Annotated in this window: 21 protein-coding genes; 10 read left to right on the top strand and 11 right to left on the bottom strand. The window is 43.5% G+C overall.

The features are described from left to right. Positions 1-31: 31 nt before the first annotated feature. The 4 genes from JFC10_RS00320 to JFC10_RS00305 all read right to left on the bottom strand — a co-directional run bounded on the left by JFC10_RS00320 (position 32) and on the right by JFC10_RS00305 (position 4445). Positions 32-694, bottom strand: a complete 663-nt coding sequence (locus tag JFC10_RS00320) for a glutathione S-transferase family protein (protein WP_198331170.1) — start codon at positions 692-694, stop codon at positions 32-34. Positions 695-933: 239 nt separating this feature from the next. After that, complete coding sequence (locus tag JFC10_RS00315; RefSeq protein ID WP_198331169.1) at positions 934-1572, bottom strand: peroxiredoxin; 639 nt, start codon at positions 1570-1572, stop codon at positions 934-936. Between the two features lie 240 nt (positions 1573-1812). Continuing rightward, positions 1813-2559 (bottom strand): phospholipase D family protein, encoded by a 747-nt coding sequence (locus JFC10_RS00310; protein ID WP_198331168.1) that lies wholly within the window; start codon positions 2557-2559, stop codon positions 1813-1815. Positions 2560-2705: 146 nt separating this feature from the next. Then, positions 2706-4445 carry a glutamine--tRNA ligase/YqeY domain fusion protein gene (locus JFC10_RS00305; RefSeq protein WP_198331167.1) on the bottom strand — a complete coding sequence of 580 codons (1740 nt, stop codon included), beginning with the start codon at positions 4443-4445 and terminating at the stop codon, positions 2706-2708. Positions 4446-4717: 272 nt separating this feature from the next. On the opposite strand from JFC10_RS00305, the gene JFC10_RS00300 reads away from it, so the two are divergent. Beyond that, positions 4718-5233: a peptidylprolyl isomerase gene (locus tag JFC10_RS00300; RefSeq protein WP_198331166.1), complete on the top strand. Its 516-nt coding sequence runs from the start codon at positions 4718-4720 to the stop codon at positions 5231-5233. An 88-nt stretch (positions 5234-5321) separates the two neighbouring features. Beyond that, the gene (locus JFC10_RS00295; protein ID WP_198331165.1) at positions 5322-6176 is read left to right on the top strand and encodes a UDP-2,3-diacylglucosamine diphosphatase; all 855 of its coding nucleotides are present in this window, start codon (positions 5322-5324) and stop codon (positions 6174-6176) included. 134 nt (positions 6177-6310) lie between these two features. Here JFC10_RS00295 and orn read toward each other — a convergent pair whose 3' ends face one another. Then, positions 6311-6898 (bottom strand): oligoribonuclease, encoded by a 588-nt coding sequence (gene orn, locus JFC10_RS00290; protein ID WP_045446983.1) that lies wholly within the window; start codon positions 6896-6898, stop codon positions 6311-6313. 230 nt (positions 6899-7128) lie between these two features. Between orn and rsgA the strand changes: the two genes are divergently transcribed. The 4 genes from rsgA (at position 7129) to secB (ending at position 10066) form a co-directional block, all read left to right on the top strand. Continuing rightward, a complete protein-coding gene (rsgA, locus tag JFC10_RS00285; RefSeq protein ID WP_198331164.1) occupies positions 7129-8232 on the top strand; it encodes a ribosome small subunit-dependent GTPase A in 1104 nt (367 codons plus the stop codon). Positions 8233-8405: 173 nt separating this feature from the next. Continuing rightward, positions 8406-8861 carry a rhodanese-like domain-containing protein gene (locus tag JFC10_RS00280; protein ID WP_045446990.1) on the top strand — a complete coding sequence of 152 codons (456 nt, stop codon included), beginning with the start codon at positions 8406-8408 and terminating at the stop codon, positions 8859-8861. 316 nt (positions 8862-9177) lie between these two features. After that, entirely contained in the window at positions 9178-9441 is a 264-nt protein-coding gene (gene grxC, locus JFC10_RS00275) for a glutaredoxin 3 (protein WP_045446994.1), read from the top strand. Positions 9442-9613: 172 nt separating this feature from the next. Further along, positions 9614-10066, top strand: a complete 453-nt coding sequence (gene secB / locus JFC10_RS00270) for a protein-export chaperone SecB (protein ID WP_193011173.1) — start codon at positions 9614-9616, stop codon at positions 10064-10066. Between the two features lie 227 nt (positions 10067-10293). On the opposite strand, the gene adk is transcribed toward secB, so the two are convergent. From adk to JFC10_RS00240, 6 genes are all read right to left on the bottom strand, one after another. Then, positions 10294-10950, bottom strand: coding sequence for an adenylate kinase (gene adk, locus JFC10_RS00265; protein WP_198331163.1), 657 nt, complete (start codon positions 10948-10950; stop codon positions 10294-10296). 217 nt (positions 10951-11167) lie between these two features. Continuing rightward, a complete protein-coding gene (ccmI, locus tag JFC10_RS00260) occupies positions 11168-12448 on the bottom strand; it encodes a c-type cytochrome biogenesis protein CcmI (protein WP_198331162.1) in 1281 nt (426 codons plus the stop codon). Then, the gene (locus JFC10_RS00255) at positions 12445-12939 is read right to left on the bottom strand and encodes a cytochrome c-type biogenesis protein (protein WP_406947324.1); all 495 of its coding nucleotides are present in this window, start codon (positions 12937-12939) and stop codon (positions 12445-12447) included. The genes ccmI and JFC10_RS00255 overlap by 4 nt, the downstream gene beginning before the upstream one ends. A gap of 65 nt (positions 12940-13004) precedes the next feature. Continuing rightward, on the bottom strand, positions 13005-13664 hold the full coding sequence (locus JFC10_RS00250) for a DsbE family thiol:disulfide interchange protein (RefSeq protein ID WP_198331160.1): 660 nt from the start codon (positions 13662-13664) through the stop codon (positions 13005-13007). A gap of 1 nt (position 13665) precedes the next feature. Then, the gene (locus JFC10_RS00245) at positions 13666-15696 is read right to left on the bottom strand and encodes a heme lyase CcmF/NrfE family subunit (RefSeq protein WP_198331159.1); all 2031 of its coding nucleotides are present in this window, start codon (positions 15694-15696) and stop codon (positions 13666-13668) included. A gap of 253 nt (positions 15697-15949) precedes the next feature. Beyond that, a complete protein-coding gene (locus JFC10_RS00240) occupies positions 15950-17284 on the bottom strand; it encodes a hypothetical protein (RefSeq protein ID WP_198331158.1) in 1335 nt (444 codons plus the stop codon). A 479-nt stretch (positions 17285-17763) separates the two neighbouring features. On the opposite strand from JFC10_RS00240, the gene mrdA reads away from it, so the two are divergent. The 4 genes from mrdA (at position 17764) to rpsI (ending at position 21482) form a co-directional block, all read left to right on the top strand. Then, positions 17764-19737: a penicillin-binding protein 2 gene (gene mrdA / locus JFC10_RS00235; protein WP_198331157.1), complete on the top strand. Its 1974-nt coding sequence runs from the start codon at positions 17764-17766 to the stop codon at positions 19735-19737. Between the two features lie 37 nt (positions 19738-19774). Further along, on the top strand, positions 19775-20446 hold the full coding sequence (gene rsmD, locus JFC10_RS00230) for a 16S rRNA (guanine(966)-N(2))-methyltransferase RsmD (RefSeq protein WP_198331156.1): 672 nt from the start codon (positions 19775-19777) through the stop codon (positions 20444-20446). 210 nt (positions 20447-20656) lie between these two features. After that, a complete protein-coding gene (gene rplM / locus JFC10_RS00225; RefSeq protein ID WP_193011164.1) occupies positions 20657-21085 on the top strand; it encodes a 50S ribosomal protein L13 in 429 nt (142 codons plus the stop codon). A gap of 10 nt (positions 21086-21095) precedes the next feature. Further along, positions 21096-21482 carry a 30S ribosomal protein S9 gene (gene rpsI / locus JFC10_RS00220; protein ID WP_045451158.1) on the top strand — a complete coding sequence of 129 codons (387 nt, stop codon included), beginning with the start codon at positions 21096-21098 and terminating at the stop codon, positions 21480-21482. The last annotated feature ends 225 nt before the right edge of the window (positions 21483-21707 follow it).

Genomic DNA, 21707 nt, shown 5'->3' with positions numbered 1-21707 from the left:
GATCTAGTATTTTTAATTTTTAGCGCTAGTTTTACTCATTTGTATGAGCAATTTTGGCTTTTGCCATATTTTTAATACTGAAACGCTCATTCATCATTTGATAAAAACGTGCAAGATTCTCGCCCTGCTCATTCGGATTTACGTTAAGGACTTTACCAAAATCTAAACCGAGATATAGCACGATATCAGCAAAGCTTAATTGTTCACCGACCAAATACTCACGACCTTCTAAAATATTTTCAAAATAACCAAGGGCTTTAACAGCGCGGGCAACAGATGGTGCGACAAACTCTGGTACTTGCTCAACGCGTTGGGCTTTGGACGGATGGCTGTGCTGAAAAGCCAGCATAAAGTTATACAATACCTCAAACTCAGCAATGCGGCGCATAGCGCACACTTGCGCACGTTGTATCACATCATTACCCATCACCGAACGCTCACCATAGACACGGTCTAGATACTCACATACAGCCTGCGAATCATTGAGTACTGTGCCATCACCTAGTACTAGAACTGGCACGGTCTGCATTGGATTTATTTTGGTGAACTCGTCTGACATTTGCTCATTGGCAGCAAAATCAATGTCAATCACGTCAACGTCATCCATATCATCGACATCGATGCCTTTTGACGCTAACAAAATAAGGGCTTTACGTGGATTGGGCGCGGTACGAGTGACGTATAGTTTTTTCATGGAAAACTCCTTGTAAGATTGGGTAAAAGCGAGGCAACGCTATCTGGTTTTATTATGGTTATTACGCTGTTGATTATAGATAAAGACTAGCCGTACTCTACACAACAGTTATATCCTACTCTGCTCATCATAGCAAAGCCTTATTGAGCTTGCTTTTTTGACCAGAAACTAAATAAAACAAAGCCCCACAACTTTACGTCATGAGGCTTTGTTTTATTCTAATCATCCAATAACGCTACTTATTTATTGGGTGCAGGCGTGGTACGTAGATAAGGCTTAATTTCTGTATAGCCTTTAGGATATTTAGCCGCAATATCTTCGTTTTTGACACTTGGTGGAATAATGACATCATCACCGTCTTTCCAGTCAACTGGCGTCGCAATGTTATATTCATCAGACAATTGCAGAGCATCAATGACACGGATAATCTCGTCAAAATTACGACCACAGCTAGCAGGATAGGTCAGCGTTAGACGAATTTTTTTGTTTGGATCAATAATGAACACACTGCGTACCGTATGCGTGCTGTCTGCATTGGGATGCATCATGTCATACAGCTCAGCGACTTCCTTGTTCGGATCAGCAATGATTGGAAAGTTTAGCTCAGTACCTTGAGTCTCACCAATGTCTTTGGCCCACGCATGATGGTCATCTAAACCATCAACAGAGATACAGATTGGCTTGACACCACGCTTTTGAAATTCACCATTCAGTGCCGCAGCACGGCCAAGCTCAGTGGTACATACTGGCGTAAAATCAGCTGGATGGGAGAAAAAAACGACCCAATTATCGCCTGCCCACTCGTGAAAGTTGATGTCACCTTCCGTGGTTGCAGCGTCAAAATTAGGTGCGGTATCGCCTAAACGTAAATGTGCCATGCTTAATTCCTTAGCTATGTTAGTGATGAGCACTAATATCCAAAGATATTCACGCGCTCTATTATTATCAACGTACTTCTTATTATCAACATATCCTGTCAGATATTACATAATAACTCAAAGCACGTCAGCAAAAATTCCATTTTATCTTAGCAAACTGGTTATGAATGTCTTGTGAAGGATTGTAATGCGGTTATTCTGTTTATTACTAAGTAACTTAGCATACACTTAACGAATGAATTAAACCACCATTCCAGAATCCCACAAACAAAAATCACCGAATTTACCTTTTTTACTTGTACCGCCTGCTGCACGCCCAGCATCTGTTAAAACCAACTCACCCTCTTGCTCTTGTAAATACCCCGCTGCAAGTAACTTATCATTTAACTCTTGGGTCTTAAAACCTAATTCCTTAGCAAGCTTGGCTGTGGTCAGTTTAGAGTAATTAGGCGTTGCAGTTTGTGTGGTGGACAGCGTAGTCGATTGAGTATTTACACTTGCCGTTTGGGTATTAGCGTCAGACTTGCTATCAGTTTCGGTTACTTTTTCAAGGGACATTCGCACTTCATCACTGATGCGAATAATACGTTGCGCTTCCTCATAAGTATCGGCATATAGTTTGGCATCTTCATTACGATAAATAAGTACGCCCATCTCGTTATTATTGACTTGGCTAAATTCATAAAGATTCAAACTGGTGATAATGCATTCGTTTTCATTCAGGTAGCATTTCGCATGCAAGTTTTTGCAAAAGCTAGTACGAATAAAAGTCAGATTTTTGAGCCAGTTTATTTCTTCAGGGTGTAAATCATTCTTACCATAAACGATTCTAATATCAATTTTGAGACGATTACGATCTTCTAGTAATTCTTTAATACGCTCATTCAGCTTTAGATAGGGACTGATGATAATCAACCTATCAGACGCATTTTTAATCAATTCTTCTAAATGATAAGTCGTCCCACTGCTGTTCAAAAATTTTGCCATGCTCACTTCCTCAAATATTACGATCAATCACTTTATAATCATGCACAAAAAAGCCCATCCCTAGCGTACTAGAAATGGGCAAACTTGCAAACTACTATTGTTCAGTAATTTTTCAAATAAGCGCTAGTGGCGCTGATAGTGATAAATTAAGCTGGCTTATAGCTGTCACGCAAACTAACAATTTGGTTGAAGACCGGTGTATCAGTGCTGTGATCTTCGCTATCAGAAATAAAGTAACCTTCACGCTCAAACTGAAAACGTGTGCCAGCGTCCGCATTAACCAATGACGGTTCAACCACGGCATTGAGTTCAGTCAACGAGTTAGGATTCAATGCTTGATGGACGTCAGCGACGCTACTCGGGTCTTCGACACTAAATAGCTGCTCATACATGCGTACTGTCGCTGGCACACCTTGACTGGCTGATACCCAATGAATAACACCTTTAACCTTGCGGCCTTCAGGGTTGTTGCCCAAAGTAGCAGGATCGATTGTCGCTTTTAGCTCAACGACAGTACCATTTTCATCAGTGATATGCTCAGTGACTGCCAGTACATAAGTATTACGCAGACGAATCTCAGGCTTTTCTGGAGATAGACGCTTGTAACCTGCTGGAGGCTCAATCTCATAGTCACCTTGATCGATGTATAGCGTCTCGGTAAAGGGAATCTCACGCTCACCCATATCGACATTAGGATGGTTCGGCTGAGTCAACCAAAGCGTCTGAGTCGTATCATCAAAACGCGCATTGACGCTATCGGCTTTTTGAGACTCCCAACTACTAACCGCTTCTGCAAAGTTAGTAATCGTTACTTTTAACGGCTTAAGCACCGCCATGCCACGAGCCGTTGTCGTCTCTAATGATTGACGAATGCTAAATTCTAATAAGCGAAAATCAACGACGCTGTCTACTTTGGTTACACCCACACGCTCACAGAAGTCACGTAAACCCTCTGGTGTATAACCACGGCGACGCATGCCAGCAATCGTCGGCATACGCGGATCATCCCAACCACTAACGATATTCTCGTCAACCAACTGTTTAAGCTTACGCTTGCTGGTCAAGGTATGATCGACATTTAAGCGGCTAAACTCATACTGGTGCGGTGGTACATCAAAGCCAATTTTTTCAATTGCCCAATCATAAAATGGACGATGATCTTCAAACTCCAGCGTACACAATGAATGGGTAATGCCTTCGAGTGCATCAGAAAGCGGATGGGCAAAATCATACATGGGATAAATGCACCACTTATCACCCGTTTGGTGATGCGCTTGATGCATGACACGGTAGATGACAGGGTCACGCAGGTTCATGTTTGGGCTTGCCATATCAATCTTGGCGCGCAACACAGCTTTACCTTCTGCAAACTTACCCGCTTTCATGTCGTTAAAAAGAGTCAAGTTTTCTTCAACACTGGCATCACGATGCGGTGACGCTGTGCCTGCCTCATTAAATGAACCACGGTTTTCTTTAATTTGCTCAGGCGATTGCAAATCGACATAGGCATCGCCCTGCTCAATCAACTGCACAGCCCATGCATACAACTGGTCAAAGTAGCCTGACGCATGATGCGCATCCCCTGCCCACTCAAACCCTAGCCATCTCACATCGTTCTCGATGTTGTCGATGAAGTCTTGCTTTTCTGCGGTTGGGTTGGTGTCATCAAAGCGCAGGTTACAAACACCGCCAAACTCTTCGGCCACGCCAAAGTTTAGGCAGATAGATTTTACGTGCCCCAAGTGCAAGTAGCCGTTTGGCTCTGGTGGAAAGCGCGTCACGATTTGTGGATATTTTTGCGCCTTGACATCGTCACGAATGATATTGCGAATAAAATCGTTTTTTTGTTCATCTTTTTGTGCATTGTTGCTTGAGTGCTCACTCATCGGGCATTGCTCCTAACGCAAATTGTCAGTTCATGCTACGTGCCATCACGCAGCATGGAAAATTCAAACCAAATCATTAAAAACAAGTTATTAAAAATGATAATAAAAAGGTAAAGTTGCGTTATTCTATCAGCTTTTGCGAACGCATTAACAGCCTGATACATGACACGGGATAAAAAAGCCGTTAGACTAGCCATAACTTTTTAACCACCAACTTTTAACCACCACTTGACAGCGTCATTTAAGGCGCTGCAATCAAAGAGGAATATCACATGGTAGACATGCCACCAGTAGTAGAACTAGACACCAATATGGGTGCGATCGTTATCGAACTCAATGAAGAAAAAGCACCGAAAACCGTTGAAAACTTTTTAAACTATGTAAAATCTGGTCAATATGACGGTACGATCTTCCATCGCATCATTGATGGTTTCATGATTCAAGGCGGCGGAATGGATGCTGAAATGAATGAAAAGCCAACCAATGCGCCTATCGAAAACGAAGCGGACAATGGTTTGAAAAACGATAAAGGTACTATCGCAATGGCGCGTACCCAAGATCCGCATTCAGCAACCAGTCAGTTCTTCATCAATGTAAAAGACAACGACTTCCTAAACCACTCTGGCAAAAACATGCAAGGTTGGGGCTACACGGTATTTGGTAAAGTAACAAGCGGTATGGACGTCATCGAAAAAATGCGCGGCGTACCGACTGGTCGTTTCGGCATGCATGCTGATGTGCCAAAAGAGCCAGTGGTTATCAATTCAGCAACCATCATCACTCAGTAATCATTCTTCAATAGCCATTAATCAGTAGCGATGAGTCCGCAAAAGCTTATGAGTCGTTACTGTTTTGAAGTCACGAGGATAAGGATAAATGCAAAGTTTTGACCACCTAATTACCACCCGCCCTCATGAAGTGCGGCAAGTATTGATTAGCGATTTGCATTTATCGCCTGAAGAGCCTGCCTTAGTGCAGGCTTTTTTGGCGCTGCTTGATGATTGCCTTGCTCTGCCTGCGCTAAAACGCTTATTTATCTTAGGCGATTGGTTTGAAGTTTGGCTCGGTGATGATTTTTATTTATCTTTATCTGACGAGGAACGACAGATACATTGGCTCACTCCGCTTATCCTTAAATTAAAACAACTGCGAGTAGCTGGTTGTGAGATTTTGGTCATGCATGGCAACCGTGATTTTTTGTTAGGTCAGCCATTCTGCAATCTATTTGGTGGCGAGCTTATTTATGAGCCGTATACATTGACTGTCGGTCAGAAAAGTTATCGTCTAGAGCACGGTGATGCCTTGTGTACTGATGATAAAAAGTATCAGTTTTTTCGCAAAATAATGCGTAATCGTTTGACTCAGTGGTATTTGCTCAATAAATCTTTAGAAAAACGTTTGGCTATCGCTGATAAAATGCGGAAAAAAAGCCAGCAGAATAATGCCAATAAAGCAGCACGCATCATGGATGTCAATGATGATGCTGTGCTGCAAGCCATAGCGGATAGCGATGCTTTACTGCACGGACATACCCATCGTCCAGCTATTCATCACGCGACTCATGATAAAAAACGCTACGTGCTCGGCGACTGGCGATTGTTAGATAAAGACACCCGCCAGCCAAAAGTCAGTGCGGTGGTCGGCGCAGTGACAGGCGACGAGCATTCAAATGACAGTTTTAGTAATAATAATGCTGAATTTAGATTGGTTGAGTTTAAATCGCTGACGTAATACATAATACCTAAGAATACCTCTTAAATATAAAAAAGGTCTATTGATAATTCAACAGACCTTTTTTTATATAAATGATACTGCATGATTGATGCGAATTTAAGTGTCAAGCTATTGCTAGCTCAACTCTTACTTTACGGTATTAATTTAAAGAAATGCTGGCGATAATGCTTTAGCTCACGAATAGAATCACGAATGTCATCTAACGCTAAGTGACTGCCGCCTTTTTCAAAGTTTCTTAAAATATCAGGACGCCAGCGGAAGCAAAGCTCTTTAATTGACGAGACATCCAGATTGCGATAATGGAAGAATTTTTCTAATTCCGGCATTTGACGCGCCATAAATCGGCGATCTTGGCAGATGGAATTGCCACACATTGGCGACTTACCACTATCGACCCATTTATTGAGAAACTTAATGGTCTCAGCTTCGGCCTCTGCCAATGTCACGGTACTACGGCGGACACGGTCGACCAATCCTGACTGACCATGCTGCTTGGTATTCCAATCATCCATTTTATTTAACGTTTGATCCGATACTTTTATAGCGAACACTGGCCCTTCGGCAAGGACATTCAAATCTTCATCAGTGACAACGGTAGCAATCTCGATAATCTCATCATTCAAGGTATCCAGTCCGGTCATTTCTAGGTCAATCCATACCAGCCCTTTTTTGCCTTGGTTTCTGATTTTAATCTTGTTGGGGTGGTCACCGGTACTCATAAAACATCCTATGGTCAATAAAGTTTAGTACAACTTTGGAGCAATATTAATTAGATAAATGGCCTGTCAATGTTCATGCTTAAGTAGCAAACTGTAGCAAAACTTTGCATCTACTGATTTATAACCCTTAAAACGTTACAAAATCTCTGTCTGCATCAGGCGCTTTAGGCTGTATGTTATCAAACTTTCACGCTACACTTAGCAATATTTTTTTAATAGGTTCAAAACCCATGGCATTAATTCGGCAACGCAAACTGACTAAGCAACAGATTCGTCGCATCGACAAACAACAGCTGGCAAGTCAAGACAGCATCGATGACAGTTTGATGGATGGCGTGGTCATGGCGCATTATGGCAAGCAGCTAGAAGTACAAGTGACCAGCTTGCCTGCGGTGATACCTGTGCAGCCGGAGATTGCCCCCGATGATCCTGAGCCGTTTTGGCAAGAGCTGGCATTAGGCGATATTTGGCGATGTCATGTGCGTACCAACTTACCGATGCTGGCAGCGGGCGACCAAGTACGCTGGAGTGCTGATCCTAATACTGGCTTTGGACGTATTGAATCGGTGAAGCCGCGCACCTCTCTCGTCTCGCGTCCTGATCGTTATCATAAGCTCAAGCCTGTCGCCGCCAATGTCGATATTTTAGCCATTGTCTTTGCGCCGCTACCTGCTGCTGCGCCAACTTTGATTGATCGCTATTTGGTCGTTTGTCATCATGCTGGCGTAAAGCCGCTGCTGGTGCTCAATAAAGCCGATTTATTAGCAGAAGAAAACGGCATCGATACCAGTGAATTACTCGCACAATATGCAGCGCTTGGTTATGAAAGCGTTCTCACCTCGGTCGATTGCCCTGAAAACATCGCTAACAGTGATGAGCAAAAAGGGCTGGATGAGCTAAAACGTTATATCGATAAAAAACTGGTGATTTTTGCGGGACAATCTGGCGTTGGTAAAAGCAGCTTAATCAATGCACTACTACCTGAATCGGCACAAAGCGTCAATATCATCTCTGATAACTCAAAACTTGGTCAACACACCACCACCACCAGCCGCTTATTGCCATTTAATCCAGCCGACTTGACCCAAGGCGGTATCGTCGATACCCCAGGTATCCGTGAGTACGGCATTTGGCACCTCACACCCGATGATATCATCTCAGGCTTTGTGGAGCTTGCACCGTTATCTGGCAACTGTCAGTTCCGCGATTGTCGTCATACTCACAATAGTAAAGGCTGTGCACTATGGCAAGCAGTTGCTGACGGCGTGGTATTGCAGCGCCGCGTGGAAAACCTCGTTACCCTAAGAGAAGAGGCAGATACTAAACCTTATTAACATTTGCATTATTAGTGTCCGCCTTATTAATCGCTGACTTATAGATAGTTAATCGCTCGGTTGACCATCGCCCGTTTACTATGGATGGTCTAATCGGTATAATAGCGCCTTGTTCAGTATCGTTAGGCTGTCTTCTCAGCTTAACCGAACACTTATTTTTTTGGAGGTATGGTTTGGATCGTGCGCTGGAATTTGTGGGCAACCACCCGTTTTTATTTGGTATATTAGCCGTACTTGCCGTGCTATTTTTTACGATTGAAAACAAACGTAGTGGCAGAAAAATATCGCCCAATACCTTGGGTATGATGGTTAACTCGCAAAACGCGCAGCTAATCGATATTCGTGCCAAAAAGAAGTTTGAGACTGGTTACATCCAAGGCAGCCGTAACATACCGTTCACCGAGCTCAAAGACCGCTTAGAAGAAATCCGCGCAATTGAGCAGCCAGTGATTATCATCTGTGATATGGGTGTGCAAGCAGGCGCGGCGATTCAAATGATCGGCAAAGACAGTGTCTATCGCTTAGAAGGTGGTATCGGCGGCTGGCAAGCAGCAGGCATGCCATTGGTCGGTTTAAAAGATGCAAAGCCTAAAAATAAAGGCAAAGCCAAACCAAGTCTGCATAAGTAGTTAGCTATACTGCTATTTAAAAGATATTCAGCCCGTATCAATTGATTTATGATTGAGGCGTGTTGAATATTTACAAACAAAAAAACACCTTATCGATAGGTGTTTTTTTGTTTGTGGCATTTATGCTACCGTCAGAGCTTTTATACTCAGGCATCTTGAATTTGCTCTGCTCATCCCCACTTTAATAACGAGCATCACCGAATATATCTTCAATTACTTGCTGGTAACGGATTATAAAAGTTTTTATTGAATGGTTATTTATAATACTTTTTATAATAAAACGGTTACCTTCTAAACTTATAAATAAGGATTTACCATGACTGTAGCTGTTAAAGTTTATACGACGCCTATCTGCCCATATTGCTCAAACGCCAAACAACTCTTAAAAACTAAAGGCGTTGACTATGAAGAAATTGGCATGCACGATATGAGCCGTGAAGAGCGCCAAGAATTAATGAAAAAAACCAATAACTATCGTACTGTGCCACAGATTTTCGTCGGTGAGACCTTTGTCGGTGGTTTTGATGAGCTCAATCAAATGAACCAACAAGGCAAACTTGACGAGCTATTGGCAGGTTAATCTGCTACTTTTCGTTGCTGTCTGTCTTTGCCTGTGTAATGATAGACAGCGGCAAAGATAAAAGAGAGTAATAAAAGTATCAAGATTTTTTCTCGATTTATATTACAATGAACTTTTATTAAAACGACAGTTTGTCCAACTATTTGATTCCATTTTAGAGGATTTATTTATCATGGCTGAAGAACAAGCACAACCACAATTGGCACTAGAGCGTATCTACGTAAAAGACATGTCACTTGAAGTCCCAGGCGCTAGTGTATTCACCAAAGAGTGGAACCCAGAGCTTGATATCAATTTGTCTAGCAACGCTGAAAAACTGGATGACGATCATTATCAAGTCATCTTAACTGTGAGCGTTACAGCAAAAAATGCAGAAGAAGCGGCATTTATCGCTGAAGTGCATCAAGCAGGTATCTTCTTGTTGAAAGACATTCCAGAAGATCAAATTGGTCAAATCTTAGGTGCATACTGCCCGAACGTTTTGTTCCCGTATGCTCGTGAAGTCATCAGCGACATCGTAACGCGTGGTAGCTTCCCGCAGTTATTGCTAGCCCCTGTTAACTTTGACCAAGCTTACGCGCAAAGCCAGCAACAAGCACAAGTTGACGCTCAAGGTAATGCATAAGCATAAGTGTTAACTTGCTAAAGCATTAAGCTTAGCTAAAATAATAGTATTTAGGAGCCGTTTACTGATGATCAGTAAACGGCTTTTTTTGGATGCGGATTAAGCCCTTACTCAAAATAATCATTGAGCAATTATTATCAAACCTATATTTAAAAACACCAGACATAAAAAAACCCTGCTAATAAACAGGGTTCTCAATCGCGTCATCAATTATTCGAAATCGATAACTAGCCTTTTAACGCTGATAAGATTTGTTGCTTAACATCATCGATGCCTTGCGTACCATCAAACTTATCATAATTAGGGGCATCGGCACCTTCTTTGGCTTTGTCTTGATAAAAACCAACAAGCGCTGATGTCTGCTGATGGTAAGTGGCTAGACGATCACGAATGGTAGACTCTTTATCATCTTCACGCTGGATTAGCGCCTCACCAGTCACATCGTCGATACCATCGACCTTAGGTGGATTGTGGTCAACATGATAAACGCGGCCTGAACCTGGATGCTGACGACGGCCAGACAAGCGCTTGACGATTTCGTCATCAGGCACGCTGATTTCGATTACATGATCGATAGCAACGTCAGCATCTGCAAGTGCTTGAGCCTGTGGAATCGTACGTGGAAAACCGTCCAAAATACAACCATTAGCACAATCAGGCTTCGTGATACGTTCTTTCACTAGGTTAATAATGAGATCATCAGAAACCAAACCGCCAGCATTCATGATGTCTTTGGCTTGTTTGCCAAGCTCGCTGCCTTCTTTGATTGCTGCACGCAGCATATCACCCGTTGATATCTGTGGAATATCATACTCTTTAGAAATAAACTGGGCTTGAGTACCTTTACCGGCGCCTGGTGGACCTAGCAAAATAATACGCATCATTACACGATTCTCCTGAATTAAATGGGATTTTAGGATTAATAAAACTTAGGGATTGGCTGATTGCAGAGATACCTTACCTTGTGGCCTTGCAAACCTCAAGTATTTTCATGATTACGCTCATGAGTTGCCATGACTTAGCTGTTCATATAACGCTGTTGCACCTTTTTATGGGCAACAGCGACGATACAATAAATACTGACAACGACAGCCATTAATACTATGGGATTTGTTGATTGATTTCTACATTTGCCTGATTTTGATCGGCACTGATCACAACCGGATTGCCTGATAGGTCTCCTGACTCTGCCATTGCTGTACCACTGTGGCTAATACGAGCAATGACAGCCAATTGAACTTTATCCGCTCGAGCCGCTTTCAAAGTACGTTCAGGCATCATAGCATCCAAATCGCTTAGGCTAATACTGGCTTCACCTTGCTTGATGACACTGATCGGTAAACGTTTGGCAGCATATGGTGGGCCACCGTTGACATCACGTATGGCGACAAACAATACATCGTCGGCTTTGACTAGTGGCAACAAGCTAGCATTAACCCTGACAGTCACATCAATACCTTCAGAGGCTTGCTGTTGCTGAGCGGTCACATTAGCACTTAGCTCATCTAGACTCGCCAATGCGTTGGTATGATCTCCAGGTTTAGACGCAATACTGTCACGTAGACGCTTAATCCAGCCTTGTGCTTGATCAAAATTACTACTCCGTGCCTCACCCATTGCCATAAGCATTTGTGCGCCCTCATGCTCTGGATTTTTGGCCAACACATCTTGTAGCACTCGGCGACTATTAGCGTCTAATTGGCCTTTATTGGCAAAGAAGCTAATCTGCGCATAAGTGGTTGCAATCTCTTCATTGTCTGGTGACAAACGATAAGCACGCGACAAAGCCTCTAGTGCCGAATCCGTCGCTTCTAGTGATAAGAACAGCTCAGACAGACGCATCCAGCGGTTGGGGTCATCGGCGTGTCGATAGACATTGGTCTGCATGGCACTAATCAGCTGTTGACCATTTTCAATCGCCCAAGCAGGCGGCTGATCAATCTTGCCAGTTAACAAGTCATCAGCCACTTGACCCACTTTGTCTTCAGCTGCCCAAAGCTCGAACACAGGCGTACGATCGCTGACCATCAAATATGCCATCGCTGCCAATACAGGCACCCAGACGATAATGATTAATCGGCTTTTGATACCGGGCGCGACCATCGGTGTGACTTCACGCTGAGCATCCAATAGCTGGCGTTCAAGCTCCAACTTCTGGTTTTGGTAGTGGCTGTCATCGATAGTACCACTGTCTTTATCTGTTTTTAGTTCTGCTAGACGCTCACGGAACACAGCAAGGTTGATATCCAATAGCTGGTTGTCCACCGGTTTTTCTGGCGAGCGTGAGGCTCGCAGCCAAGGCAGGATAGTAATAACAGCGAGTATTAAGGCGATGAGTAAGCTTAGAGCAATAAATAAGCCCACAGTAGAGAATATGGTCATTTTTTGTCCTTGAGGCTTGTAATATCATGGTCGTTTTTGTCATCGCTCGCAGCACGTGATAATAGACGATCAAGTTCAGCTTTTTCAGCAACAGATAAGGCATCAGCAGTACTATTGACCGTTACTCCACTTTCACCACTAGCGACAAGCTGACGTCGTTTGCTCTGCCAGAACCAGGCTATGAGTAAAATGATGAGTAATAATGGCGGAAAAAACCACAAAATCCACGTTGATGGACGGACAGGCGGCTTATAAGTGATGAAATCGCCATAACGTTCCTGCATATAAGCGCGAATCTCGCCATCACTACGACCATCTTTTATCAAATCATACGTTTTTTGCTTTAGATCTTGGGCAATGGGCGCATCAGATCCTGCAAGATTTTGGTTTTGACATTTTGGGCAACGCAGCTCTTCAATGAGGCCACGATATTGGGCTTCTTGCTGCACAGAATCAAAGTCATAGACCTCAATAGCAGCATAGCTTGCCATACTTATTAGACAAGCTATCAATAAGCTCGCTATTTTTAACGTAACGGCTGTTATTTTATTGGCTATCATTTACACGCCTCCGCAACCTGAATCGGATCTGGGCTGACGTTGTGATCATTGGCTTCATTGAGCACCATCAAACAAGGCGTGATACGGCTTTGCCAGTTGCTTTCATTGATCTCACCAATAATATGCTGACGAATAATCCCTTCACCATCAACGATGAAAGTTTCAGGCGCACCCGTCAAACCCAAATCTAAAGCAAATTGACCAGATAGATCCTGAATGGACATCGAGAACGGATCGCCACCTCGGTTTAAGTAGCCTAGGGCGTCGCCAATGTCATCTTTATAGTTGACCCCGACCAGATTGACACCGCGTTCTTCTAATTGCATGAGAAAGGGATGCTCAATAATACACGTTGGGCACCAAGAGCCCCAAATATTCATCAAAAAGGGCTTATCAGGCAGATTCTCATTGGTCATGATACGACTGGTATCTGATAATAAAGGCAACTCAAAGGCAGGCACTGGACGCTCTAGTGCCGTATTGGTAACGATGTCCGTCGGCTTACCCAAACGCATATATAGCATGATGACCAAACCGATGAAAATGATCAGCGGAATTAAAAACCATAGCTTAAGTTGCTTTTTGTTCATGGTTTTTGTGCCACTTATCTTATCCGGCTTTGCATTTTGATCAGAGGAATGCTTTGATGTGCTCATATTACTTATCCCCTGTCTTTAATGCTGGCGTATCCAAATCAGTGACGGTGGTAAAGCCTGCTTTATTCGCCGCAATTTGTGCAGGCGTCTTAGCTTTCTTAATACGATAACGGTTATCCAGCATACTCAGTAGAGAACCGAACGCCATAATCAGAGCGCCAAGCCATATCCAACGAATAAGCGGTTTGACATAGATACGCACAGCCCATTCGTTGCTATCTTCTGCGATAGGTTCGCCAAGAGCCACGTATACATCACGCATTAGGCTGGCATCAATGGCGGCTTCCGTCATCGGCATCATACTAATAATATAGTTACGTTTTTCAGGATATAAAGTCGTGACCGCACGCCCGTCTTTGGTTATCTCAACTTCAGCTTGAGTGGCATCAAAATTACTGCCTTTGACTTCACGAAAGCCTTTTACGGTAAAATCATAGCCTTGGACATGAACACTATCGTTCGGCCCAAGCGCGACATCGCGTTCAATACTCAGCGTACTGGTAAATGCGACACCAATGACAGCAATAATGACACCGATATGAGCGGTCTGCTGACCCCAATAGCTCAGACGTAACTGGCGTAAACCTTTAACAAAACTGGGTGCGTTTTTGGTTTTATCTTTAAAATCAACCACCATCCAAAACAAGACCCAAAAACTGACTGCTAGCGTCACACCAATATTGAGCATGTCAGATGGACTAACAAAATAAGTAACAATCGCCGCAAGCACCAAACTACTGACAGCAATGACCATGCCAACACCTAATAACGGGCGGCTGTCTTTTTTCCAGCGAATGTTCGAGCCCATACCCATTGCCACTAATAGCAGCCACGTCAAAGGTACAAATAACGCATTAAAATAAGGAGGGCCGACAGACACCTGACCTAAATTGAAGGAGTCAGCAATAATAGGATATAGCGTACCGAGTAAGACAACTAAGGTTGAAATCAAAATAATGACATTGTTAATGACTAAAAATGACTCGCGTGAGATCAGCTGATACTGACTTTCAACCGTTAAACGCCAGCCACGTACCGCAAACATTAGTAAGCCACCGCCGATAATCACCCCAAGAATTACTAAGATCACCAGACCACGGGTAGGGTCAGCGGCAAACGAATGCACCGAGGTAATAACGCCTGAACGTACTAGGAACGTACCAAGCAAACTGAGGGCAAAAGCAAAGATCGCCAGCATAATGGTCCATGCTTTAAAGACGCCACGTTTTTCTGTGACGGCAAGCGAATGTAGCAATGCCGTACCAGCCAGCCAAGGCATCAATGAGGCGTTCTCTACTGGATCCCAGAACCACCAACCACCCCAGCCAAGCTCATAATAAGCCCACCATGAGCCAAGCGCGATACCAACAGTCAAAAAGCCCCAAGCCGCCAATGCCCACGGACGCGACCAGCGTGTCCATACCGCGTCCAAACGACCTTCCCACAATGCCGCCATACAAAAGGCAAACGGCACGACCAAACCCACATAGCCCATATACAGCATCGGTGGGTGAATAATCAAACCAAAATCTTGTAGTACAGGATTTAGATCCGCACCATCAACAGGTAAGTTCGGTAATGTGCGATCAAATGGCGACGAGGTAAAGATAAGCATCGCTAGCATCATCATCTGTACACCAGCCAAAATTACCAATACTCGCGCACGCATAGACAGTGGCAAACCACGGCTAAAGTAAGAGACCAGCGCACACCAAGTGGCCATAATGGTCATCCAAAGCAGCAAGGAACCCTCATGACCACCCCAGGTTGCTGATAGCTTATAGTACCAAGGCAACAGCGTATTGGAATGCTGAGTGACATAAACTAGGCTGAAGTCATTGTAATAAAAGCCTGCCATCAGCGCGCCAAATGATGTGATCATGGCGGCAAATTGTGCCCATGCCAGACTTGGTGCCAGACGCTGCCACGCAACGTGGTCACGCATGACGCCGACGGTTGGTAATACCACCTGCAAAATCGCCAATATAAAGGCGGCTAGCAAGGCAAAATAACCCAATTCTGTGATTAACATACGGTCTAACCTTGTTTACCTTGATACGGTCATTGTTTATTTTAGGGATTGGTTTTTTAGGATATTCGAAAATATCCAATAATCGTTACTACGAGTATTTATACTGCTGGTCTTTATTACTATTATTTATTATAAAATCACCATTAGCCGTTGCAGCTGAGGGCACTTACAGCAAGCTACATTAGCGTCAACTTGTCACATTTCTGTATCCACTCTGTATGCGATGTGTATAAAGAACATAAAAAATGCGCCGTTACTGAATCGCAGGGAAAAACACCAAGACCAGATGCAACCAACCCGCTAAAAAACCTGTCAAACCACCTAGCACGATCAACGTCATCTCATCTTCACGAAAAGCAGGACGTAATAAGTTCTGAAACTCATTTGGCGTTAGCGCACGAATACGGTCGCGAAACAGCCCAAATATTTTACTAGCACGGCTCTCATTCAGTTCAGGATCTCGCAATGGCACCATCGTCGCAACAATCGACTTATCAATAATAGTGTTTTTTAACTGTCCATATTCGCGGCGACCCAAGCCTACGCGCAGTGTTGTACTAATCACTGGCGACTCTAGCACTTTATATAAATGCGACTTCATCAACTCACGTGTTTGCACAGCACGTTCGCCATACATCATCTCATTCATGATGTTCTCAAGCGTCACCAAATCTTTTACGACAATCTCAGCGAAAACCTCGGAGACTTCTTCTTGGCGTTTCATAAAACCGCCTTGCAAACGATACTGGGCGATATGTGGTAATTGCGGTTTAATAAATGGAAAGCTGCTCTGGATCGCAAAAAACTTCACATAAGGAATAAATCTCGGTTCTACGGGATTAAATACCATCCAAATAGCAATCCAATTGGTAAGAAAGCCCCAAATCGCGGCAAAAAACGGGACTGTCCAATGCTGCGGCACCACCAAAAATATAAACATTTGGATAATACCGAACACCAAACCAATCAAAGCACTGATATGCCAAATAAAATCAATCTCTTTTTGACCAACCTTTAAAAACATATTAACCATTAACCGACGATCGCTTTCCATCGTGTTAACAATCATTTTGCGCATATCAACCAAGTTTTCGACATTATGGGTCAGGTCAGTCACCAAAGACTGCATAATATTGGGCAGCTCTTGATGTGCTTGAGCGTAGACACGGCGTTTCAACGCATAAGGGAGATTACCCCATAGCGCAGGCGAATGATCCAACATGATTTCATCAATCAATGCCTCAAGGTTTTTGTCCACCGTATCCGTGATAAATACCGCCATCTGCTCAGGTTCCATCGCCTGAAAGAATTCATCAAGCGAGCCGAGCTTTGACAGCGTCTGATCAACAATAACGCCTGATATTTTTCCAGCCTTACGTGGGACGATACCTTGCCAGCCGATACCCGGTAACCCAAAAAATGGAAAGTTTGGAATACGAATACCCCAAAACTTAATTGGATAAAACAGCATTTTAAGCGCCATCCACACGTGTATCCATGTGACAAATGCGGTCACAGGTGGAATGGTCAGCATGGCAAAAAACTCTGGGTGTTCAGCTATTGTCTGCCACAATGAAGTTGCATCCATGACTTATCTTGCCCCTGACAGGTTGATTGTCGTTGCTAATTAAAGACGGTTAGCAAATTAGAACGCTTAACAAAAAGACGCTCTGCCTATAATAATAATTATCAAATAAATCGCCTGATTTTAGCATACTTGCCATCCATTAGCACACGTTGAGCCTAGGCAAGTTGTGACTAGAGATGACACGTTTTATGACCTACTTTCGATAGCAACAATATTAATATAACCCACAAGGACTTCAGGCAATCACAAGCACAAAATAAATGGCGGTGTACTGCGTCTGCCCATTTGTTCTGTTATAATTTGTGATTGTATGACAGCACATAGTGATATATAGATTGATACGTTACGATTTCAACTCATATCAACCCATGTAATTGAAATTCTTATTATTATCCTTTATGCTCGCCGCACTTTGGTGAACTCCCCCGCCCTTTTATCCTGTTTTATTGACTCACTGACCGTTTGGGCTCTGACTTTATATGAATAAACCGCTAACTCCCAATACCGAACAGGTCAATCGTATTTTCACCAACCGTATCATTATCCTTGGAATTTTGATATTTATTGGTTTGAGCGGCTTGATCGTGCGTTATGGTTACTTGCAAGTCTATGCGCACGATAAGTATACGACGCAAGCAGACAATAACCGCATTAAACTGATCTCTGCACCGCCCAGCCGCGGCTATATTTATGATCGCAATGGGATAATATTGGCAGACAATCAGCCCGTATTTACGGCGATGCTAAGCCCTGATGAAGTCGAAAATCCAGAGCGTACGCTAAATTTGCTTGCGCCTATCTTTGAGCTGACAGATGAGAATATTACCGATATTTTAGCGCGTCTGAGTAAAAGTAAAAACGATCCGGTGACCATTAAAATTGACTTAACCGATGCCCAATTGGCGCAGTTTAGTGAGCGCAAACCCTTTTTTCGTGGTGTGACCATCCAAAGCAAGCTGACGCGTTCATACCCTTATGACGAGCTGTTCGCACACGTCATCGGCTATGTTGGGCGTATTAATGATAAAGAAACCAAACGCATTGACAAAGATCGCTACGCTGGCACCGATCTGATCGGTAAGATCGGTATCGAAGATTATTATGAAGACATATTGCTAGGACAACCTGGGTATCAGTCAGTAGAAACCGATGCGCATGGCAATATTTTACGTCAATTGGACACCAAACCACCAGTATCTGGCAACGACATCACGTTGAGTTTAGATTACGGCTTGCAAACGATTGCACAGCAGCAGCTAGATGGACGTCGCGGCGCTATCGTGGCCATCGACCCCAAAAACGGCGACGTACTGGCATTTGTTAGTAACCCAAGCTATGATCCAAATCCCTTTATTTCAGGTATCTCTTTTAAAGACTATGATGCACTGCGTGAAGATCCTGACGAACCATTATATAATCGAGCACTACAAGGCACGTATCCTCCTGGCTCAACCATTAAACCTTTTGAAGGCTTAGGCGGTATTCATTATGGTTTACGCAATTGGGATACGACCATTTATGACCCAGGCTATTTTAGCTTACCCGGAGATTCGCATCGTTTCCGTGACTGGAAACGCGGTGGTCATGGTACAGTAAATTTGAAAAAATCTATCGTGATGTCAGTTGACACTTATTATTATAAACTGGCCTACGAGATGGGTATTCAACGTCTTCATGACTGGATGATACGCTTTGGTTTTGGTGACCAAACGGGTATCGACTTACCCAACGAAAAATCGGGAATCATGCCCTCACCAAAATGGAAAAAAGACACCTACGATAAAGGCTGGTTGCCAGGCGAAACCATCTCTGTCAGTATCGGCCAAGGCTATTTCTTAGCCACACCGTTACAAATTGCTAATGCGACAGCCATGACGGCAAACAAAGGCTACCATATTACTCCGCATCTGCTAAAAAGGAGCGATGGCGCAGCAGCAGTTAAAGTGATTACCAAGCCTGATGGCAAAATTAATTATAATGGTAAGCCTTCTGATTGGTTACGCATGCATGATGCGATGGAAGCAACCGTTGAAAGTGGTACGGCACGTCGCGCTTATAACCCAAAGTATCGTATCGCTGGTAAATCTGGAACCGCACAGGTCAAGTCTATTGCTCAAGGCAAACGTTATGATAAGTCAGCATTAGACTCACGGCATTGGGATCATGCTTGGTTTAATGGCTTTGCGCCAGTAGACGACCCACAAATCGCTCTTGCGGTATTGGTCGAAAACGGTGGCGGTGGTGGCGCTGTGGCTGCCCCTATTGGTCGTGAGCTGTTTGATTATTGGATATTACAACGCAAAACCAACCCTATTTTGCCACCAACTGCGGATAAGCTAAAAGCCATCAAGCGCCAAAAAGCCTTTGAGAAATTGATGCGTGACGCTCAGCGTGAAAAAGAAGAAAAAGCGCTGGAAGAAAAGGCGGAAGCAGCAACCACGAACTCTGAGTAAAAAGACGCTAAACGAGATACGGTAAACAACGAACATTATGAAAAAATCTACAAGCAGTCGTGAGCCTAAAAACAGCCATAAGACCAAAAATTCAGCAGCGGGCGATGTGCGTATCATTGGTGGTCAGTTTAAACGCCGTGTTGTACGTTTTATCGACGCAGAAGGTCTACGCCCGACCCCAGATCGCTTGCGAGAGACGCTGTTTAACTGGCTACTTGCTGATATTCATGGCGCTTATGTGCTCGATAGCTGTGCCGGTAGCGGTGTCTTAGGTTTTGAAGCACTGTCTCGTGGTGCCGCGCACGCCACTTTTATCGAAATAAATCCTGCGCAAAGCAATATGCTGCGTCAAAGTGCAGAACAATTGCATCTGAGCACTGATACTTATCAAATTATCCAAGGCACCGCAGAAAAGGTGTTGATGCAAGAGCAGATTGTTCCGCGCCCTTTCAATATTGTGTTCATCGATCCACCTTATGCTCAAGATCTGTGGCAACCCATTTTAATGGCATTGATTACCCAGTCGTTAATTGATAATGAAACACTGATTTATTTGGAAGCGGATAAAGATCTAGTACCGCAGTTGAAACAATTGGCAGCGGTCCTTAATGAAAAATCAACCATTCAGCCAACAATCGACTTTGAATGCTTAAAACAAACCAAAGTTGGACAAGTTGTTGCTGGACTTTATCGTTTATCATCGTCATAATTGTCGGGTTAATGAAAGCCATTAACAAATTTTACAAATGTTTAGAACCGCTAAAAACTGGCCAACGCTGCAGTTTAATGTATATAAGGCGAAAATAAACCCCAATGCAGCTTGCAAGCGTAGGCGCTACTGCTTATAATGTGCAGTCTGTTTTTTGAGAGCCCCGTTCCCAGCTAAACTCTCAACGAATTCTAATTTTAAGGTTTTATCATGAAAACACTTAGTGCAAAACCAGCTGAAGTGACCCATGACTGGTATGTCGTAGATGCTGACGGCAAAACCCTTGGTCGCTTAGCCACTCAAATCGCTAGTCGCTTACGTGGCAAGCATAAGCCTTCTTTTACGCCGCACGTTGACACTGGTGACTTTATTGTTGTCATCAATGCTGATAAAATCACGGTAACGGGTAAAAAAGCGCAAGATAAAAAATACTATCGTCACAGTGGCTACCCAGGTGGTATCAAGGAAACCAACTTCAGTAAATTGCTTGCAAATAAGCCTGAAGATGTTCTACACAAAGCAGTTAAGGGTATGCTTCCAAAGGGCCCTCTTGGCTATGCGATGATCAAGAAGCTGAAGCTATATGCGGGTACTGAACATCCACATACTGCACAGCAACCTAAAGAACTAGACATCTAAGGATATACTTATGGAACGCAATTACGGAACTGGTCGCCGCAAGACGTCTACTGCTCGTGTCTTTTTAGCTAAAGGTACTGGTAGCATCGTTGTTAACGGCAAGCCACTTGATGAGTATTTTAGCCGTGAAACTTCACGTATGGTTGTTCGTCAGCCTTTAGAATTACTTGACTCACCTACTGCTTATGACCTTTACATCACTGTAAAAGGTGGCGGTATTAGTGGTCAAGCTGGTGCAATCCGTCACGGCATCACGCGTGCATTGATTGAGCTGAACGAAGCCAACAAACCAGCACTAAAAGCAGCTGGCTTTGTTACTCGTGACTCACGTCAAGTTGAACGTAAGAAATTGGGTCTACGTAAAGCACGTAAACGTCCACAATTCTCGAAACGTTAATCAAAGCTATCTCTTATCTTTATGCGGCTGTTGTCTTTATCTCAGAGCGACAGTCACAATATTAAAGAAAAGAGTAGATTTGCAAAACCTTATAAGCTGTTCGCAGCTTATAAGGTTTTTTTATGGCTGATAATTTCTGCATTAGGTAGTGGTTTTGTGCATAAATCACCTTGTAAAGCCATGCTGACTACCCCATCATGATGATAACTTTTCATTATTAGTAAC

It is taken from the genome of Psychrobacter aquimaris (assembly GCF_016107525.1).
Lineage (GTDB): Bacteria > Pseudomonadota > Gammaproteobacteria > Pseudomonadales > Moraxellaceae > Psychrobacter > Psychrobacter aquimaris.
This window is presented reverse-complemented; position numbering and strand designations above follow the sequence as displayed.

Excerpts from the sequence above, each read along its gene's own strand:
- JFC10_RS00320 (WP_198331170.1), bottom strand. The coding sequence starts at position 694 with ATGAAAAAACTATACGTCACTCGTACCGCGCCCAATCCACGTAAAGCC.
- JFC10_RS00315 (WP_198331169.1), bottom strand. The coding sequence starts at position 1,572 with ATGGCACATTTACGTTTAGGCGATACCGCACCTAATTTTGACGCTGCA.
- JFC10_RS00310 (WP_198331168.1), bottom strand. The coding sequence starts at position 2,559 with ATGGCAAAATTTTTGAACAGCAGTGGGACGACTTATCATTTAGAAGAA.
- JFC10_RS00305 (WP_198331167.1), bottom strand. The coding sequence starts at position 4,445 with ATGAGTGAGCACTCAAGCAACAATGCACAAAAAGATGAACAAAAAAAC.
- JFC10_RS00300 (WP_198331166.1), top strand. The coding sequence starts at position 4,718 with ATGGTAGACATGCCACCAGTAGTAGAACTAGACACCAATATGGGTGCG.
- JFC10_RS00295 (WP_198331165.1), top strand. The coding sequence starts at position 5,322 with ATGCAAAGTTTTGACCACCTAATTACCACCCGCCCTCATGAAGTGCGG.
- orn (WP_045446983.1), bottom strand. The coding sequence starts at position 6,898 with ATGAGTACCGGTGACCACCCCAACAAGATTAAAATCAGAAACCAAGGC.
- rsgA (WP_198331164.1), top strand. The coding sequence starts at position 7,129 with ATGGCATTAATTCGGCAACGCAAACTGACTAAGCAACAGATTCGTCGC.
- grxC (WP_045446994.1), top strand. The coding sequence starts at position 9,178 with ATGACTGTAGCTGTTAAAGTTTATACGACGCCTATCTGCCCATATTGC.
- secB (WP_193011173.1), top strand. The coding sequence starts at position 9,614 with ATGGCTGAAGAACAAGCACAACCACAATTGGCACTAGAGCGTATCTAC.
- adk (WP_198331163.1), bottom strand. The coding sequence starts at position 10,950 with ATGATGCGTATTATTTTGCTAGGTCCACCAGGCGCCGGTAAAGGTACT.
- ccmI (WP_198331162.1), bottom strand. The coding sequence starts at position 12,448 with ATGACCATATTCTCTACTGTGGGCTTATTTATTGCTCTAAGCTTACTC.
- JFC10_RS00255 (WP_406947324.1), bottom strand. The coding sequence starts at position 12,939 with ATGGCAAGCTATGCTGCTATTGAGGTCTATGACTTTGATTCTGTGCAG.
- JFC10_RS00250 (WP_198331160.1), bottom strand. The coding sequence starts at position 13,664 with ATGAGCACATCAAAGCATTCCTCTGATCAAAATGCAAAGCCGGATAAG.
- JFC10_RS00245 (WP_198331159.1), bottom strand. The coding sequence starts at position 15,696 with ATGTTAATCACAGAATTGGGTTATTTTGCCTTGCTAGCCGCCTTTATA.
- JFC10_RS00240 (WP_198331158.1), bottom strand. The coding sequence starts at position 17,284 with ATGGATGCAACTTCATTGTGGCAGACAATAGCTGAACACCCAGAGTTT.
- mrdA (WP_198331157.1), top strand. The coding sequence starts at position 17,764 with ATGAATAAACCGCTAACTCCCAATACCGAACAGGTCAATCGTATTTTC.
- rsmD (WP_198331156.1), top strand. The coding sequence starts at position 19,775 with ATGAAAAAATCTACAAGCAGTCGTGAGCCTAAAAACAGCCATAAGACC.
- rplM (WP_193011164.1), top strand. The coding sequence starts at position 20,657 with ATGAAAACACTTAGTGCAAAACCAGCTGAAGTGACCCATGACTGGTAT.
- rpsI (WP_045451158.1), top strand. The coding sequence starts at position 21,096 with ATGGAACGCAATTACGGAACTGGTCGCCGCAAGACGTCTACTGCTCGT.